The organism is Acidocella facilis ATCC 35904, assembly GCF_000687875.1.
GTDB classification, from domain to species: domain Bacteria; phylum Pseudomonadota; class Alphaproteobacteria; order Acetobacterales; family Acetobacteraceae; genus Acidocella; species Acidocella facilis.
Window position 1 is genome coordinate 13,239 of the sequence record NZ_JHYG01000017.1, and the last position, 12,642, is coordinate 25,880.

Annotated in this window: 12 protein-coding genes; 6 read left to right on the plus strand and 6 right to left on the minus strand. The window is 65.7% G+C overall.

The window, feature by feature from the left end; genetic code table 11:
- The first annotated feature begins 28 nt into the window (after positions 1-28).
- Positions 29-838 (plus strand): sulfite exporter TauE/SafE family protein, encoded by an 810-nt coding sequence (locus tag T331_RS0114985; protein WP_026440609.1) that lies wholly within the window; start codon positions 29-31, stop codon positions 836-838.
- Between the two features lie 98 nt (positions 839-936).
- Here T331_RS0114985 and T331_RS0114990 read toward each other — a convergent pair whose 3' ends face one another.
- Together T331_RS0114990 and T331_RS0114995 are read right to left on the minus strand one after the other, a co-directional pair.
- Entirely contained in the window at positions 937-1,803 is an 867-nt protein-coding gene (locus T331_RS0114990; RefSeq protein ID WP_026440610.1) for a YihY/virulence factor BrkB family protein, read from the minus strand.
- Positions 1,804-1,876: 73 nt separating this feature from the next.
- Positions 1,877-2,731 carry an alpha/beta fold hydrolase gene (locus T331_RS0114995; protein WP_008492733.1) on the minus strand — a complete coding sequence of 285 codons (855 nt, stop codon included), beginning with the start codon at positions 2,729-2,731 and terminating at the stop codon, positions 1,877-1,879.
- 49 nt (positions 2,732-2,780) lie between these two features.
- Between T331_RS0114995 and T331_RS0115000 the strand changes: the two genes are divergently transcribed.
- The 4 genes from T331_RS0115000 to T331_RS0115015 all read left to right on the plus strand — a co-directional run bounded on the left by T331_RS0115000 (position 2,781) and on the right by T331_RS0115015 (position 5,828).
- A complete protein-coding gene (locus T331_RS0115000) occupies positions 2,781-3,971 on the plus strand; it encodes a glycosyltransferase family 87 protein (protein WP_026440611.1) in 1,191 nt (396 codons plus the stop codon).
- Positions 3,937-4,395: an RDD family protein gene (locus T331_RS0115005; protein ID WP_026440612.1), complete on the plus strand. Its 459-nt coding sequence runs from the start codon at positions 3,937-3,939 to the stop codon at positions 4,393-4,395. Before T331_RS0115000 ends, T331_RS0115005 begins: the two co-directional genes overlap by 35 nt.
- A gap of 34 nt (positions 4,396-4,429) precedes the next feature.
- The gene (locus T331_RS0115010) at positions 4,430-5,191 is read left to right on the plus strand and encodes an arginyltransferase (protein WP_026440613.1); all 762 of its coding nucleotides are present in this window, start codon (positions 4,430-4,432) and stop codon (positions 5,189-5,191) included.
- Positions 5,192-5,258: 67 nt separating this feature from the next.
- Entirely contained in the window at positions 5,259-5,828 is a 570-nt protein-coding gene (locus T331_RS0115015) for a lipocalin family protein (protein ID WP_026440614.1), read from the plus strand.
- Positions 5,829-5,973: 145 nt separating this feature from the next.
- Here T331_RS0115015 and T331_RS0115020 read toward each other — a convergent pair whose 3' ends face one another.
- From T331_RS0115020 to T331_RS0115030, 3 genes are all read right to left on the minus strand, one after another.
- Complete coding sequence (locus T331_RS0115020; protein WP_008492727.1) at positions 5,974-6,828, minus strand: hypothetical protein; 855 nt, start codon at positions 6,826-6,828, stop codon at positions 5,974-5,976.
- 335 nt (positions 6,829-7,163) lie between these two features.
- Complete coding sequence (locus T331_RS0115025; protein WP_026440615.1) at positions 7,164-9,050, minus strand: hypothetical protein; 1,887 nt, start codon at positions 9,048-9,050, stop codon at positions 7,164-7,166.
- Between the two features lie 3 nt (positions 9,051-9,053).
- Entirely contained in the window at positions 9,054-9,983 is a 930-nt protein-coding gene (locus tag T331_RS0115030) for a mitochondrial fission ELM1 family protein (RefSeq protein ID WP_026440616.1), read from the minus strand.
- 84 nt (positions 9,984-10,067) lie between these two features.
- On the opposite strand from T331_RS0115030, the gene T331_RS0115035 reads away from it, so the two are divergent.
- The gene (locus tag T331_RS0115035; protein WP_026440617.1) at positions 10,068-11,030 is read left to right on the plus strand and encodes a M14 family metallopeptidase; all 963 of its coding nucleotides are present in this window, start codon (positions 10,068-10,070) and stop codon (positions 11,028-11,030) included.
- 99 nt (positions 11,031-11,129) lie between these two features.
- On the opposite strand, the gene T331_RS0115040 is transcribed toward T331_RS0115035, so the two are convergent.
- A complete protein-coding gene (locus tag T331_RS0115040) occupies positions 11,130-12,599 on the minus strand; it encodes a glycosyltransferase family 39 protein (protein ID WP_244876975.1) in 1,470 nt (489 codons plus the stop codon).
- Positions 12,600-12,642: the final 43 nt, after the last annotated feature.

The window sequence follows — 12,642 nt, forward strand, 5'->3', positions numbered from 1 at the left end:
CGTGGCGCGCCCGGGCTACCCGGCGGGGATGCTGAATTTACACTTTGCTCTGGCCCATGGGCTGCTCTGGCCGACCCTCTCCGGGCTTTCCACCCGAGGCTGGCTGCTGGTGCTGGCGGCTTTGTTCGTCGGCGGGCTGGTGAAGGGGGTGGTGAGCATCGGCGTGCCGCTGGTCGCGATTCCGCTGCTCACCGGGCTGCTCAGCGTCAAGCAGGTGGTGCTGCTGCTCTCGCTGCCGATCATCCTCGGCAATATCCCGCAGGCGCTGGAGGGCGGCAAAACCGGGGCGGCGCTGAAATCGATCGCCCTGCTGGTCATCGGCGCGGTGCTCGGCATCGCGCTAGGGGTGAAAATCCTGTTCGCGATTCCGGCGCATTTCGCCGTCGGGCTGGCCGGGATCATCCTGATCATCGCGGCGCTGGCCTTGCTGTTCGCGCCGAAATTCAGCCTGCCGAAAAAATCCGCCGGGCTGACCGGGCTGCTGGCCGGGTTTGTCAGCGGGCTGATGGAGGGGGTTTCGGCGATTCCCGGGCCGCTGCTGGCGACCTATCTGATCGCCACCGGCGCCACCGGTAAACGCTTCACCAAGGAAATCGCCCTGGTGCTGGTGATTTCCATCGCGGTGCTGATCGCGGTGTTCGGCCAGTCCGGCCATGCCAGCCGGGGCGATCTGGTGATCTCTGCCCTTGCCGCGCTGCCGGTGATCGCCGGCATTCTCGCCGGGCGGCCGCTGCGCGATGCGCTGCCGCCGAAATTGTTCCGCGCCGTGGTGCTGCTGTTCATCATGGCGGCGGCGGTGCAGATGCTGGTGCGGGCCGGGTTCCTGCACGGGCCTTAGAGCAATATGTGTTTAGGTTGACGCGCCACCGTCAAGATAAACACATGAAATTGCTCGCTAAAACAAAACCTAGAGCATCAAGCTAAAAGCTTGATGCTCTAACGCCCGCCACCCAGCCGGTGGCGCCAGGCCCGGTCCAGCGCCGCGTTGAACTCGGCGCCGAACAGAACGACATAGGCCGAGATGTAGAACCACATCATCAGGCCGATCATCGTCGCCAGCGGACCGTAAGTGGCGCTGTAGGCGGCAAAATGCCCGACATAAAGCCCAAACCCCCAGCACACCGCCAGCCACGCCACTGTGGCGATGCCGGCCCCCGGCGCATAGAAGGTCCGGCGGTTCCCCGCCGGGCCGAACCGGTAGAGCAGGCCGAGCGCGACCACGATGAAGGCGATCATCGCCGCGAAGCTGAGCAGCCCGACCAGGAATTTCAGGCTGGAAGGCAGGCCGAGAAACGCGATCGCCACCGGCAGCGCCACCAGGAAACCGATGGCAAACACCGTGCCCAGCACGGCGATGAAGGTCATCCCCAGCGCCACCAGCTGAAATTTGATCATCCCCCGGGTCTCGCGCTCATTATAGGCCAGGGTGAGCGCGTTGATCACGGATTTGGTGCCGGTGGAGGAGGACCAGAGCGACAGCAGCAGCGAGATGGCGAAGGACACCCCCAGCCCCTTGGCTGGCTCCGAAACCAGGCTCTGGATGCGCTGGGAAATCAGCGAATACACATCCGGCGGCATGAAGCTTTGCAGATAATGCAGCTGCGGCTGCACCGTCGCCGGGTTAAACACCAGCCCGTAGAGCGAAATCAGCATGGTGATGGTCGGGAACAGAGCCAATGTCGCGTAAAACGCGCAGCCCGCCGCGACCAGCGACACGCGCTGGGAGGCGGTGCTCTGCACGGCCAAAATCAAAGCTTTCTTGACCAGCGGGACATGCGCGCGGTCGAAAATCCGGTCCACCATCAACTTTATGTAAAGCCTGCGGCGGCGCGATCAATCGCGCCACAAAACCGTAACCCGCGGGTAAGGCGAAGCCTCAGCCTTCCAGCAGAAACGCCTTGATCCGCGCCTGGCTCTCATAATCCATCAGCGCCGGGGCGTGGCCGGCATCGGGCACCACATAGCCCTCCGCCCCCTCGGCTTGCATCCGCTCATAGGTTTCGGGCAGCAGCAGGTCGCTCTGGGCGCCGCGAATGACCAGGCGCGGGGCGTGGATATGCTCCCAGATCGGCCACATATCGACATCCAGCGGCACGGTGGCGCGGATCGGGTCGATGATTTTCGGATCGTAATGCAGCGCCGTGGTCTTGCCCTCGCCGGTCGGGTCGAGCACCTGGCGGGCGGAGAAGCGGCCCAGATGCGCCCATTCCGCGTCCGAGAGCAGGCCGAACGGGGCGTGGATCTCGCGCAGATGCGCGGTCAGCTCCTTCACCGAGGTGAAGCGCTCCGGCGCGCCCATCATGTAATCGCGAATCCGCTGCAGCGAGGCGGCGGGGATATGCGGGCCGATATCGTTGAGCACCAGCCGGGTGATCGGGGTGTTCTGGGCGGCGGCGATCATCATGCCGCAAATGCCGCCCAGCGAGGTGCCGACCCAGGCGACCGGCTTGTTGATCTGCGCCAGCAGATGCGCCAGCGCCACCACGTAGGTCGGCGGCTGATAGGCCAGCCCGTCCGGCAGCCATTCGGACTTGCCGCGCCCGGGCAGATCTGGGCAGATCACGTGGAACCGGTCGGAAAGCGCTTCGGCCAGCTGGTCGAAATCGCGGCCATTGCGGGTGAGGCCATGCACGCAGACCACCGCCGGGGCGGCTGGGTTGCCGAACTCGACAAAGGCCATCTTGTAGAAGCGCGTGCCAAACAGATAATTGACCGACCCCGACCGCGCCATGCCCTACTCCTTCTCTCGACCACGCCAAATTCCTGGCCTAAGGGCATAGATGATGCGTTCGCGCGCCACAACCGGCCCCACCCGTCCCTACCTGACCGCGATGATCGCGCTGTGCGGTGCACTCAGCCTGTTCATGCTGGTGTCGCTGATCGCCGCCCCAGGGCGGCTGAACAGCGATTTCATGGCCTTCTGGGCCTATCCGCGCTTCATCGCGGCGCATGATCCGGCGGCGCTTTATGACAGCGCCCAGCTGCAGGCCTTCGAACAGCAGCTTTATGCCGGGTTTCACAGCTTCTATCCCTATCTCTACCCGCCGACCTTGCTGCTGGCGCTGTCCTGGCTGCGGGCTTTGCCCTTCGGCGCGGCCAAGCTGGCCTGGGGGGCGCTGGGAATTGGCGCCCTCGCTCTGGCCTGCCGCGCGGCTTTTCCCGGGCGCGCAGGCGGTGTGCTGGCGGCGCTGCTGGCCAGCCCGGCGGCCTTGCTGTGCCTGGCCACCGGCGAGACCGGCCTATTCACCACCGCCTTGTTGCTGGCCGGGTTCGCGGCGCTGCCGCGCGCCCCGCTGCTGGCCGGGCTGTGGTTCGGGCTGCTGACGCTGAAGCCGCAACTGGGTGTGATGCTGCCGTTCTTCCTGCTGGCGCGCCGGGAGGTCAAAGCCATTCTGGCCGCCTGCCTCACCGCTCTGGTGCTGAACGGCGCCAGCGCGGTGATCTATCCGGCGCGGCTCTGGCGGCTCTGGTGGCGGACATTGCCGGCCTATCAGGACAGCTATTTCCACGCCGCCAAAGCGCTCAATCTCAACATCCTCATCACCCCGTCCGCCAACATCGTCGCGCTTGGTGGGAGCATTGGCCTGGCCTGGGCGGTGCAGATGCTGTGCGCGCTGGCGATGGCCGGGGTGGTGATCTGGGCGGCACGGCGCGCGCCCTACCGGCTGGCGGTGGCGGTGACGCTGGTAGCGGGCTTCCTGGCGCAGCCGCACGCTTATGCTTATGACAGCATCGCCGTGGTGGCGGCACTGGCGCTGGCGCTGGAAGCCCGGCCTGGGGCAATCTGGGTGGCGCTGGGAATGGCCACCTATCTGGCGCCGTTGCTGCTGCTCTCGCCCTGGCACCGGGCCTTTATCGACGCGACGCTGCTCGCCGCATGCCTGACGGGCATCATCACCCTTGCGTTCGCGGCACGAAACGGCGCAGATTCAAACCATGAGCCAGACCCTTTACTACCCCCCCTCGCCTGAACAAACCCTGTTCCACGGCGTCATCACCCGGCGCTGCGCCGCCCTGCTGCTCGATATGATCGGCATGGCCTTGTTCGGCTGGGCGATGGTCTTCGCCATCGCGATCTTCGGGGTGCTCACCTTCGGCTTTGGCTGGATCGCCTTTCACATCCTGCCCTGGCTGCCCCTCGTCTATTACACGCTGCTGATCGGCGGCACCGGCGCCACGCCAGGCCAGCGGCTCACCGGCATCGTCGTCCGCCAGGACGCGACCCTGGCGCCCCCCAGCCTGGCCCAGGCCTTTGTCTGGACGCTGCTGCTCTGGCTCAGCTTCGCACTGGCCGGGCTGCCTTTCCTGCTCGCCTTCCTCAATCCGCGCCGGCGCGCGGCGCATGACATGCTCAGCGGCCTGACCCTGATGCGTGTTGCGCAAATTCCTTATTGACGCGGACACGCCCAGACCCAAACATATCATCCGAATGAGCTTCAAGCCCGCCAGACGTCCGCATTTCTTCTATACCACGGCACCGCTGCCCTGCCCTTATGTCCCGGGCCGGACGGAGCGCAAGGTGGTGACAGAGCTTGCGGGCGTCTCCGCGGAGACACTGCATGACCGGCTGAGCCGGGGCGGTTTTCGGCGCAGCCACAACATCGCCTATGCGCCGGTCTGCGCCGGCTGCAATGCCTGCGTGCCGATCCGCATCCGCGCGCATGAATTCGAGCCGGACCGCACCCAGAGGCGCATCGAGAAGCGCAATGCCGATCTCCTGGTGCAGGAAATGCCGCCGCGGGCCACCGCCGAGCAATATGCGCTGTTCCAGGCCTATCAGCAGGCACGGCATGGCGATGGCGATATGTCGACCATGAGCTTCTATGATTACCGCGCCATGGTCGAGGACACACCGATCGAGACCTCGCTGGTGGAATTCCGCCTGCCCAGCGGCCAGTTGGTCGGCGCGTGCCTGACCGACCGGCTGGGGGATGGGCTCTCTGCGGTGTATAGTTTTTTCGAAACTGAGATGAACGCGCGCTCGCTCGGCACCTACGCCATCATCTGGCTGGCGCGCCGGGCGGTGAGCTTGCGCCTTGAGCATGTCTATCTCGGCTATTGGGTCGAGGACAGCCGCAAGATGTCCTATAAGGCGAAGTTCCACCCCAGCGAGGTGCTGCGCGGCGGGGTCTGGCGCCCCTTGGGCGATGCCGCCACGCTGCCGGCCTGCATGATCTCCCAGCCCGCCTGATCCGGGCTGGACGCCCCTGCCCATCGCCCCCATCTGATCTCTGTTACTGCAAAAGGGGTGATTTTCCATGGCGGGGTCCCGCTCATCTTCCTCCACGGCGTTGCGGGTTGCCGCTATCGCCTTGCCGGTGCTGGCGCTGGCCGGTTGCGCCGCGCTTTACACGCGCCATCCGGTCGGCAATGCGCATGTGCCCGAGCCGCTGAAGCCGGTCGCGCTGCATGAATATCTCGGCCGCTGGTATGAGCTGGCGCGCTATGACCAGTTTTTCGAGAAAAATTGCGACGCGGTGACCGCCGATTACAGCCTGCGGCCGGACGGCAAGATCGCCATCGTCAATCGCTGCACCAAGCCGGACGGCAAGGAACAGGTGGCGCATGGCACCGCCAAAATCGTGCCCGGCTCCGATGGCGCAAAGCTGAAGGTCAGCTTTTTCGGCCCGTTCTATTTCGGCAATTACTGGGTGCTGGACCATGCGCCGGATTATGCCTGGTCGATCGTCGGTGACCCGTCCGGGCGGTATCTCTGGATATTGGCGCGCAACCCCCATCCGGATGCGGCGGCCTTGCGGATGCTGATCAACCGCGTGGCGGCGTTGGGCTACAACACCAACCAGCTGGTAATAACCCGCCAGCCCTGACAAAAAGCCGCCTCGCGAGAGGCGGCTTTTTGTTCGCAAAAGTTTTTGGGGGTGTGGGGACTTTTTTCAAAAAGTCCCCACAAACGTCTGGGGTGTTGGCAGCGGCAATGCCAACACCCCAGAGTTTTGCAGCCCGTTTTGACTTTTAATACCAATCCCGGATGCGCCCACCGATCGCCCCCGCGACAGCGGCGATGAAGGCGCCGATGAGTGCCGAGAAGAAGGTGTAGATCGCCGCCGCCGCCGCGCTCTTGCGCGCCGCATTGGCCACCTGCTTGGCCTTGGTGATGTCGGCCTGCTCATGCGTCAGCACGTCATTCACCCGGGCCTGGGCGGACGCCTGATCCATGCCAGTCGCGGCCATCACCAGCGTCGCCAGATAATCCTTGTCGGCTTGCGGCGCGTTGCCGGTGACGGCGGATTGCGTCAGCACCGCGCTGGCATCGTCCCGGATCTGCTGCGGCGTCATGCCCGGCAGGGAGAGCCCGGCAGCCGTACCGCCGCTCCCCGACGCCGCGGGACGCAGCAGCTCGCTCAGATAATAGGTCTGGGCGATCTTGGTATCCGCCGCCTTGGACGCCGCATCGGAACCCAGCCGGACGGCATTCGAGCCCGCCATGGCCAGCGCGCCGACCGTGATCAGCAGCGCCACCGCCCAGGCCAGGAAGCCATGCGCGGTATCGCGGAAGCCGACCTCATCGGTATGCACTGCCACCCATTTGGTGCGCAGCCGCCCGGCGATGAAGCCGCCGAAGAAGGACGCCACCCATTGCACGATGATCAGCCACACCGCCGCCATGATGGTGAAGCCCACCGCCGAAACACCCTGGCCAGCCCAGGGAGATACGGAAGCGAGGCCAAGACCGGCGCCAAGGATGGTGAGAATGATGGCGATCGCCGCGGCGGCGACACCGCCCGCGAAAATCGCCGCCCAGGAAACAGCGGACTGGCTCGAAACCGGCGCCGCCGCCTCAACCGGCGTTGCGTAAACCTCGCTCATTGCGATCTCCTCAGTGGAAGAGCAGGAGCAGGATGATGATGATCGGCAGCGGTATGCCAAGCAGCCAGAGCAGGATATACGGCATTGCAAAACCCCCTTGAGCAGATATTGTTACCGGGCAGAATTTTGGCCCCACGCGCTTTGCTTCAAGCGAAGATTACTTAGATGACGGCAATGACATGGCGGCGTTAGCGCGGCCGTGATTTGGGTGGGCGGATCGGTTTTAAAGGCCGCTGGCGTGACGGCTGCTTGCGTCCGCCCGAACGTTTTGCAGCCTTTTTTGTAAAAAAGGCTGCACCCAAAAAACTTGTGCTAAATTATTTTTGAGCTGTTTGTCAGAAGCCGAACATGTGGTCGAGCGAAAAGCCGCCGGACGCATCCTCCAACCCATGGAAGCCGAACAGCCGGCAGGTGACATCGCGGATCAGCACATAGCCGGTCTCGCCCGCCGCGCGCAACGAAGCTTCCGAAAAATGCTGGCTTGGCCTGACGATATGCGAACCGGAACAGGCGATGGCGAGCTGCGCCGTCTCCAGCTTCACCCCCTGCCCATCATAGAGTTCCAGCACCGTGCTGGAACTTTCCAACCACGGGCCGGAGGCCGGGTAGATCAGCACGCAGAAACTCTCCCGCCCGCCAAAGCCCAGTTTTAGGAACAGCCTGGTAGAGAGCCCGGGCGGCTTGCCGGTATAGCTCTGCGGCTCGTTCTTATAGACCATCAGCGTGTTGAAAATATGCGCGCCGAAGCTGCTCTCCGCCGCATGATTATTGGCGCGGTCCTCAAAGCGGAACAAAGCGTGCAACCAGCCATCCGCCTCGCCACCCTCGCGAAAATCATAGACCAGCTCGGCATGGCCGCCTTCGGGCAGCGCGTCGGGGGCCAGCACATCGTCGAGATCCACCGCGAAATCATGGTCGCGCGGCAGCCGGCCGAGAAACCGCTCCGCCACCTTGCCGCCATCCGGCGCGAACACATCCAGGCGCAACGGCATGTCGCGCTCGGCCTCCACCATCGGGGTCGGCAGCGCGATGGTGCGAAACCGCCCGCGCGGCAAAATCGGGAAGGGCAGTAGAAAGCCACGCCCCATCGCCGGATGCAGGGTTTTGATGCCGGGGTCGGGCTTGAGGTCCGCCCGCTCGACATTCACATGCGCGATGCGGGTACGCCCATCGCGCACCACCTCATAGCGCGGGCGCACCACATGCCGGCCGGCCCGAACTTCCAGCTGGGCGGGCCAGCGCAGATCCGGAAACAGCTCGGCCACGTCCAAGGCGCGGGTGGCGAAAGGCGGGATCTCCTCCTCCAGCGCCACCGGGGCGTCGGCGCCCATCCGGTCCAGCGCGAAATCCCCAGCCGGGATCGGCACGGCATGGCTGTTCTGGATCCAGAGGATCACCCGCTCATCCGCGCGCGGCGCCGGCAGCCCGGCGAAACGCGCCGAGGGCCAGGCATTGGCGTCATGGGTGCAGGAGAGCGAGGCGCCGTTATCGGTGGCGTAGGTATCCAGCGCGTATTTCACCACATCATGCCCGGCGACACCGATGGCGTGGATGAAGAGCTGCCCGGTGAAGGGCTTCAGCCCGAAACGGGCGCGGATCTCGCGGCTGTCCAGCACATAACCGCCGGTGCCGGAGGGGGCACTCTGCGACCATTCGGCGAGAACCTGCCCGCCCTGGCCGAACAGAATATGCTGGAACAGCACCTCCTTCGCGCCATAGCCGGCCCAGTAATTGGCCGTGGTCAGGCGGGTGGCGAAGCGGTCATCATCGCGGAAAAACACGAAATTGGTGGCGAAATTGCGCGGCTCCAGATAGCGCTTCGGCTCGGAGAGCCACGCTTCCGGCAGCTTCACCGCATCAAGCGTCACCAGCTCGGCCCCCGGCGGCAGCAAAGCGTGCAGATGCTGGGCGCGCTTGGCGGCATCAAAGGCGGCCAGCAGCACCGTGTGTACCCGCGCCTGCGGCAGCTCGGTCAGCGGCCGGGCGATATATCCGGCGCGTGGCTGGCCCAGCGCCAGCGTATCCTGCACATAAAGCCCCTCGATCTCGAAATCCGGGCAGAGGGCGAGCAGCGGCCCGGCGATGCCGTCCGGGTCGAACAAAGCCACCGCCCCGGCACGCGCGGCGAGGGCGGCCAGCGCCTTGGCTGCCAAAGGATGCGAGAGCGCCTTATAGACGACATTGCCGCCGCGCAGATTGTCGAAAGTCTCGATATCCAGCATTCACTAAACTCCGAGGCGCCGGCGCAGCTCCTGGCCCGCCCATTCCGTGTCATCCAGGGGCGCTGTATCCCACAGCTCCAGCCGCCCGGCAAAATCCCGCACCCGGCCATCCTGTACCAGAGCGTCCATGAAGGCGCCGATGCGCGCGGACTTACCCGGCAGCCGTGCCAGCAAGACCGGCGCGCTGGTGGCCACGGCCTCGGAGACCATGGAGACGCTGTCAGCGGTGACGATAATGGCATCGGCGCAGGCGAGCATGCCGAAATACGGGTTCTCGCCGGTGAAATCCCAGATCCAGGCGCCCAGCGGTTCCAGCGCCGCGCGCAAGGCCGCCACCACCTCAGGGGCGGTGCGGCGCGACGGGGTGATCATCAGCCCCGCCCCTTGCCGCGCCAGCGCCGCCAGCTGGGCGGCGAGCGCCTGGCCCTCGGCGGCCTCGAATTTATAGCGCCCGTTGGAGCCGCCCAGCAGCACCGCGACCAGAGGCCGGGGCAGATGCGCGAAGCGCGGCGCCCAGATGTCCCGCTCCGCCGCCAGCCGCGCCTGGGTCACGCGGTGCAGGGCGGTGCGGGTGACGATGACATTCGGCCCCTCGATGCCGTCATGCCGGCCGGCCAGAATCGCATCGAATTTCGAAAGCGCCATGCGCGGATGCTGAATGCACACCGCCTTCACCTCACGCGACCGCAAGGCGGCCGCCACCCGTGCCCCGGCCCCGCCAGCGCCGATCACCACCGGCGGCAACGGCCCCGCGAACAGCGCGGGCGCCACCGCCCAGCGCGGGTTGAACCAGAAATTGGTGGGGATATGCGCCCAGGGGGTGCGAAAGCGCAGCGGCCGGAATTCCGCCGCCAGCCCGGCCGCCTCGGCCAGCCCCAGCGCCTGGGATTTCAGCCCGGCCAGATCGGTACAGATGATGCGCGCGTCAAGCATGATAGGCTGGGCTTTGCGGGGTGCGCGCGCCCCCGTCAACCCGGCTGGATTGCGCCTGCCTCCGGCTTCGCTAGAGTGTTGTTCATGACGACAGGCTCCGCCTCCGCCCTGCCGAATGACCTGCCCTTCTTCACGGTGGACATTCCGCCGCCGGATCTATCCGCCCATTTGCAGGGCAATACCGGGGTGCAGGGCTTCACCTGCCGCGATTCCGGCCGCCCCGGCCCGCATGTGGTGCTGGTTTCGTTAATCCACGGCAATGAGTTCGCCGGCGCCATCGTGCTGAAGGAGCTGCTGGAGAGCGGCTTCACCCCGCTTTGCGGCAAGGTCACGCTCGGCTTTGCCAATCTCGCCGCCTATGCCCGCTTCGATGCCGCCAACCCGATCGCCTCGCGCTATGTCGAAGAGGATATGAACCGGGTCTGGGATGATTTCGCCTTGTTCGGGGTGCGCCGCTCGGCGGAGCTGGACCGGGCGCGGGAGATCAAGCCGATCATCGATTCGGCCGACATGCTGCTGGATTTGCATTCCATGCTCTGGCCCTCGAATCCGGTGCTGCTTTGCGGTGCCGGGCCGCGCGGGCGGGCTTTGGGCCAGGCGGTGGGCACGCCGGGGCTGGTGGTGGCCGATACCGGCCATGCCGGCGGCAAGAGGCTGATCGATTATGGCCGCTTCACCGAGACCGGCCCCAACGGTGCGGCCTGCCTGCTGGTGGAGGCCGGGCCGCATTGGCGCCACAGCGCGGTGGCGCAGAGCCGGGCGAGCGTGATGGCGCTGCTGCGCCATGCCGGAATGATCGAGGGGCCGGCCCCGACGCCATCATCGCACTTCGCCGAGGTGGTGAGCGTGATCACCGCGCGGACCAACCGGTTTGCCTTCGTGCGGGATTTTGTCGGGGGCGAGGTGATCGCGCAGGCGGGGACGCTGATCGCGCATGACGGCGATGCCGAAATCCGCACGCCGGAGGATGATCTGATCATGATCATGCCGAGCCTGAAGGTGAGCCACGGGCATACGGCGGTAAGGCTGGCCAGGCCGGTAAAATAAGGGGCTGTCCCAGATCTTCATTTACCGGGACATTATGTCGATCCTTCGAGGCGTTGACGGTATTAGCCTGAAAGTGATCTGGGACAGCCCCAAAAATTTTTACGCCTGCGGCGCTTTCTTCATATCTGCGCCAATGAATGTCGGAATCGCCAGCAGCATCTGGCCGTGATCCAGCACCGGCAATACCGGCCCCGGCTTCAGGCTCGCGAAATCCGGTGCAAAACGCTCGTAAGTTTGCATCAACGCGCCCGGCATCGCGATGATCAGCACATCCTTGCCCAGCAAACTTGCCGGCGGCGTGGTGAACGCGAACTGGTGCGGCTCCGGCCCGAACACCGTCACCGGCAGCTTGATCCCGTCGCGGCGCAGCGCATAGCCGATCTTCCCGGCATCGAACCAGCGCTGCGCGGCGATCGCATCGATCCCCGGCGGCAGCGCCGGGCCGATGCTGGTCCAGTCCACCGCCTGCAACATCGGCGATTTGCCGGGCTTGAAGCTATGCGCCAGCAAAGGCGGCAGCCCGAACTGCACCAGCGCCACGATGATCAAGGACGCCGCCACCAGCAACCCGCCAGTGATGACGGCCACAATCCGCAGCATCCGAACCGACCGGCGCGTCGCCCAATCCCCCAGCAGCGGGAACAGCATCAGATAGCCGGGTGCGGCCCAGTGAAACAGAATATGGGTGGAGGACCAGAACCCGACCACGGCAAATAGCAGCACCGGGATGATCGCCGCCCAGCCCAGCAGCCAGGAGACCCGCGCCGTCGCACCGGCCAGAAAAGCACGAACGAGCAGCCAGACCATCGGCGCCCAGAGCCAGGGCAGCACGAACAACGCCTCCCCGCCCCAGATCGAAAGCGGCATCAGCGGCCTGATCCGAACCCCCTCGGCCCGGCCGCCCTGGTAGCCAAAACTCGCCCAATGATGCTGCGCATTCCACACCACCACCGGCGCGAACAACGCCAGCGCCAGCATTACACCCAGCCATGGCCAGGGCCGCGCCAGCTCGCGCCGGCCCACCTTGTCCAGCAGCACGCCCAGCGCCGCGCCCACGAGCACCAAGGCCGCGCTATATTTCGAGAGCATCGCCAGCCCGGCGAACAGCCCCGCCGCCAGCCACCAGCGCGGCGCCGGCTTGCCCTCCGGCAGCCCCAGCGCGCGGATCAGCGCGTAGAGGACCGCCAAAAGCGCCGTATTCAGCGGCCCATCCGGCAGCACCCAGCTCCCGAAGGCGAGGGAAAAGACCGGCGACAGGCTGTAGGCCAGCACCGCCCAGAACGCGGCCTTCACCCCATACAGCCGCGCCGTGACCAGATAGAGCAGCCAGGAGGCAACGCCGGAGAGCAGCACGAAGGGCAGCCGCACCACGATCGGCGCCGCCGACCCGAACAGATGCCGCGCCCCCAGCTCCAGCCACCAGGAGGCGAGCGGATGGTCGAAATAGGAGGCGGCGAAATGCGAACTCGCCGCCACCATGTAGCTTTCATCGATCCCCAGCCCGGAGAAGGCGGCCAGGATCAGCCGGAACAGCAGCGCGGTAAGGACGACCAGCAGGGCGGATTTCATGCGCGCCTGCATCGCAACCGGAGACCGGCTTGGCAAGCCTCTA

Bases quoted from the DNA above. Each gene is read 5' to 3' on its own strand.
- T331_RS0114985 (WP_026440609.1), top strand. From the start codon at position 29: ATGCTGAATTTACACTTTGCTCTGGCCCATGGGCTGCTCTGGCCGACC.
- T331_RS0114990 (WP_026440610.1), bottom strand. From the start codon at position 1,803: ATGGTGGACCGGATTTTCGACCGCGCGCATGTCCCGCTGGTCAAGAAA.
- T331_RS0114995 (WP_008492733.1), bottom strand. From the start codon at position 2,731: ATGGCGCGGTCGGGGTCGGTCAATTATCTGTTTGGCACGCGCTTCTAC.
- T331_RS0115000 (WP_026440611.1), top strand. From the start codon at position 2,781: ATGATGCGTTCGCGCGCCACAACCGGCCCCACCCGTCCCTACCTGACC.
- T331_RS0115005 (WP_026440612.1), top strand. From the start codon at position 3,937: ATGAGCCAGACCCTTTACTACCCCCCCTCGCCTGAACAAACCCTGTTC.
- T331_RS0115010 (WP_026440613.1), top strand. From the start codon at position 4,430: ATGAGCTTCAAGCCCGCCAGACGTCCGCATTTCTTCTATACCACGGCA.
- T331_RS0115015 (WP_026440614.1), top strand. From the start codon at position 5,259: ATGGCGGGGTCCCGCTCATCTTCCTCCACGGCGTTGCGGGTTGCCGCT.
- T331_RS0115020 (WP_008492727.1), bottom strand. From the start codon at position 6,828: ATGAGCGAGGTTTACGCAACGCCGGTTGAGGCGGCGGCGCCGGTTTCG.
- T331_RS0115025 (WP_026440615.1), bottom strand. From the start codon at position 9,050: ATGCTGGATATCGAGACTTTCGACAATCTGCGCGGCGGCAATGTCGTC.
- T331_RS0115030 (WP_026440616.1), bottom strand. From the start codon at position 9,983: ATGCTTGACGCGCGCATCATCTGTACCGATCTGGCCGGGCTGAAATCC.
- T331_RS0115035 (WP_026440617.1), top strand. From the start codon at position 10,068: ATGACGACAGGCTCCGCCTCCGCCCTGCCGAATGACCTGCCCTTCTTC.
- T331_RS0115040 (WP_244876975.1), bottom strand. From the start codon at position 12,599: ATGAAATCCGCCCTGCTGGTCGTCCTTACCGCGCTGCTGTTCCGGCTG.